Source organism: Arthrobacter sp. SPT-J7 (assembly GCF_059089965.1).
In genome coordinates, this window is sequence record NZ_JBNHFF010000313.1 from 1 (window position 1) to 2977 (window position 2977).

Consider the following 2977-nt stretch of genomic DNA (forward strand, 5'->3'; position numbering starts at 1 on the left):
CACGCCCGCCCAAAGAGCATGGGCTGACGCCGAAGCGAAGGTGCGGCGCGCACGCTGATTGTCCTGGCTGCTTGCTAGGGTGTTCGTAGATATGTTCGGATAGCCGGTCCAATTCCTGGAGCCCGGCAGTACTCAGGAGCCAGGCCCTTGATCAGTTTCCTTCGCGGAACCGTGGCGCACGTTGGCCTGTCCACGGCCGTCATCGACCTCAACGGCGCCGGCATGAGCGTCAATGCCACCCCGCAGACCCTCAGCCGGCTCCGCACGGGCGAGGAGGGCCAGCTTTTTACCTCCCTGATCGTCCGGGAGGATTCGCTGACCCTCTTCGGTTTCGCGTCCGACGACGAGCGTGAGGTTTTCGATGTCCTGCTCAGTGTCAGCGGGGTGGGTCCGCGGCTGGCCCTGGCGGTTCTCGCCGTCCATGACCCGGAAGCTATCCGGGTGGCGGCACACACCGGGGACAGCAAAACCTTCACCAAGGTGCCCGGCATTGGACCGAAGGTCGCGGGCCGCATCGTCCTGGAACTCGCAGGAAAGCTGGTTCCGCACGGCACTGCCGGGGCGTCCAGCGCACCCACGGCTGCAGAGGCTGCCTGGAAGCCACAGGTTGTCGCGGCCATGACCAGCCTCGGTTGGTCCGAAAAGGACGCGTCAGCAAGCATCGACAAGGCATTGGCCGATGAGCCTGAGGTCTCGTTCCGCGGCAACGTACCGGAAATCCTGCGGACCACCCTCCGCTGGCTGGGCCAGGACGGGGCCCGTGCCGGAAACCGCGTAGGCAGCCGTGGCTGAACCGTCAGTGGTGGCGGCAGGGGAGGAGCCGGAGGAGCGCGCCATCGAGGCCGCGCTCCGGCCCAAGAACCTGCACGACTTCGTGGGCCAGCACCGGGTCCGCAAGCAGCTCTCCCTGGTGCTGCAGGCCTCCCGCATGCGCGGACGGAGCGCGGACCACGTGCTGTTTTCCGGTCCGCCGGGCCTTGGCAAGACTACGCTGGCCATGATTGTTGCGTCCGAGATGAACGCCCCGCTGCGGATCAGCAGCGGCCCCGCCATCCAGCACGCCGGAGACCTGGCGGCCATCCTTTCGTCCCTGTCGGAGGGCGAAGTCCTGTTTTTGGACGAGATCCACCGGATGTCCCGGCCGGCGGAAGAAATGCTCTACATGGCCATGGAGGATTTCCGCGTGGACATTGTGGTGGGCAAGGGAGCCGGCGCTACCGCAATTCCGCTCGAACTCCCGCCGTTCACCCTCGTCGGCGCTACGACGCGTGCCGGCCTCCTGCCTGGGCCGCTGCGCGACCGCTTCGGCTTCACCGGGCATCTGGAGTTCTATTCCGTTTCCGAGCTTGAGCTTGTGCTGCGGCGCTCCGCTGGACTGCTGGACCTCAAAGTCAATTCCGCCGGCTTCAGCGAAATCGCCGGACGTTCGCGCGGCACACCCCGTATCGCCAACAGGTTGCTGCGGCGGGTACGCGACTGGGCACTGGTCCACGGCATCGAACAGATCGACGCGCGGGCGGCGTCGGCTGCACTGGACATGTATGAAGTGGACAAAAAGGGACTCGACAGGCTGGACCGGTCAGTCCTGGAGGCGCTGATCACCAAGTTCGGCGGCGGCCCTGTCGGGCTGTCCACCTTGGCCATCGCCGTCGGGGAAGAAACTGAAACCGTGGAAACAGTCGCCGAACCCTTCCTTGTCCGCGAGGGGTTCCTGGGCCGCACTCCACGGGGCCGGATCGCCATGGCCCCCGCCTGGACGCACCTTGGCTACGTCATCCCTGCCGGCGTCTTCGGGCAGGAGCCGCTGGACCTGTTCGAAACGGCCGGTGATGACGCCGACGGCCAGGAAGACTGGGCCCCGCAAAGCCAATAACAGGCTCCCTTCAGCTTTTCCCTTTAGACTGGTATGACGCTCGGCACGTTCGGGTCTTTGTTCCCGCAGGCAGCATCACCAGCCGCCCGTGGACGGATGGCGTAATTCCCGCCAGACACACGTTCAAAGCGGACGGCGCCCTCAATAGGCACTACGCAAGTACAGAATGGAACTTCCCCGTGTTCGGACATATCACTGCCCAGACCACTACTACGCAGCCCGGCGGCGGCATTGACATCATGTCGATCCTGCTGTTCGTGATGCTCGGCGTCTTCATTTTCATGATGTTCCGCCGCAACAAGAAGACACAGCAGCAGCAGGCGGCGCTGCAGTCACAGTTTGCCCCGGGTGTTGAGGTGATGACCAGCTTTGGCCTGTACGGCCGCATCGTCGACATGGACGACGAGGAGAACAAGGTGACGCTGGAACTTTCGCCGGGCAACCTGGCCACTATCCACCGCCAGGCCGTTACCAAGATCGTGGAGCCGGCAGCAGCGCCGGAGGCCGATTCCCCCGCCGTGCCGGATGACGCTTCATCCCTGACCGCCCAGGAAACCGGCACCCAGTCCGCGTCAGCGGAGACACCGGACGAGACCCTGAAGCGGCTCAACGACGAGGGCAAGAAGGACAACTAGTCCCGCTGGTTCTTAACACCACCTCTACGGCTGCGGATCACCGCCGGTGCCAGCGCCAAGCATGCACCGGCGGTTCCTCCGTGAATAAGAGAAAGATCAACAATGGCACGAACTGGCCTTAAGAAACCGGGCCTCAGGGTCCTGGTCTGGCTCGGCGTAATCCTCGCCGTGCTGACTGCTGTCCTTGCCGGCGGCACCATGGCCGGGCAGGCGAGCTGGGCGCCAAAGCTGGCGCTGGACCTCGAAGGCGGCACCCAGATGATTCTGGCGCCGAAGGTAGAGGGCGGTTCGGACATTAACGAAGAACAGCTCAACCAGGCTGTGGCAATCATCCGCCAGCGCGTCGACGGTTCCGGCGTCGCTGAAGCTGAGATCAGCACCCAGTCGGGGCGCAATGTGGTGGTCAGCCTTCCCGGCACACCCTCAAGCCAGACGCGCGACCTCATCCAGGCCTCCGCTGACATGAATT

The 2977-nt window shown here is 64.6% G+C and carries 3 protein-coding genes and 1 pseudogene; all 4 read left to right on the forward strand.

Going from position 1 to position 2977, the window contains the following annotated elements; all coding sequences use genetic code 11:
• Positions 1–147: 147 nt before the first annotated feature.
• Entirely contained in the window at positions 148–792 is a 645-nt protein-coding gene (ruvA, locus tag AC5RWX_RS31880; protein ID WP_494100187.1) for a Holliday junction branch migration protein RuvA, read from the forward strand.
• Complete coding sequence (gene ruvB / locus AC5RWX_RS31885) at positions 785–1873, forward strand: Holliday junction branch migration DNA helicase RuvB (RefSeq protein ID WP_494100188.1); 1089 nt, start codon at positions 785–787, stop codon at positions 1871–1873. Before ruvA ends, ruvB begins: the two co-directional genes overlap by 8 nt.
• A gap of 239 nt (positions 1874–2112) precedes the next feature.
• Positions 2113–2508 carry a preprotein translocase subunit YajC gene (yajC, locus tag AC5RWX_RS31890; protein ID WP_494100189.1) on the forward strand — a complete coding sequence of 132 codons (396 nt, stop codon included), beginning with the start codon at positions 2113–2115 and terminating at the stop codon, positions 2506–2508.
• Positions 2509–2610: 102 nt separating this feature from the next.
• Positions 2611–2977 (forward strand): annotated as a pseudogene (locus tag AC5RWX_RS31895) (protein translocase subunit SecD); the annotation flags it as partial.

What these genes read in the sequence shown, in the direction of transcription:
- yajC (WP_494100189.1), top strand. Translation starts at nt 2,113, where the DNA reads ATGTCGATCCTGCTGTTCGTGATGCTCGGCGTCTTCATTTTCATGATG.